This is a genomic window from Streptomyces pseudogriseolus, from assembly GCA_002154585.1.
GTDB lineage: Bacteria > Actinomycetota > Actinomycetes > Streptomycetales > Streptomycetaceae > Streptomyces > Streptomyces pseudogriseolus.
The window spans coordinates 1-647 of record MUNG01000635.1 but is presented as its reverse complement, the minus strand read 5'-3'; the positions used below and the strand labels follow the sequence as shown (position 1 = coordinate 647).

Below are 647 nucleotides of genomic sequence, written 5' to 3'. Positions count from 1 at the left end.
AAGGAGGCGCACGCGGCGGCGGGGCACGAGTTCAACCTGGGCTCGCCCAAGCAGCTCCAGGAGGTCCTCTTCGGTGAGCTGGCCCTCCCCAAGACGAAGAAGACAAAGACCGGGTACACCACGGACGCCGACGCCCTCGCCTGGCTCGCCGGCCAGACGGACAACGAACTCCCGGTGATCATGCTGCGCCACCGTGAGCAGGCGAAGCTCCGCGTCACCGTCGATGGCCTGATCAAGACGATCGCCTCGGACGGCCGCATCCACACCACGTTCAACCAGACCGTCGCCGCGACCGGCCGGCTGTCCTCCACGGACCCCAACCTCCAGAACATCCCGGTCCGCACGGACGAGGGCCGCGCCATCCGCCGCGGCTTCGTGGTCGGCGAGGGCTTCGAGTCGCTGCTCACCGCCGACTACAGCCAGATCGAGCTGCGCGTGATGGCGCACCTCTCCGAGGACGCCGGCCTCACCGAGGCGTTCACCTCCGGCGAGGACCTGCACACCACGGCCGCCGCCCAGGTGTTCTCCGTCGACCAGTCCGCGGTGGACGCGGAGATGCGCCGCAAGATCAAGGCGATGTCGTACGGCCTGGCCTACGGGCTGTCCGCCTTCGGCCTCTCCCAGCAGCTGAACATCGAGGCGGCCGA

Annotated in this window: 1 protein-coding gene; it reads left to right on the top strand. The window is 69.1% G+C overall.

The genetic code is table 11. From position 1 onward, the window contains the following. A partial coding sequence (locus tag CCN29_RS33620; protein WP_442538670.1) for a DNA polymerase occupies nt 1-647 on the top strand: 647 nt, incomplete at both ends.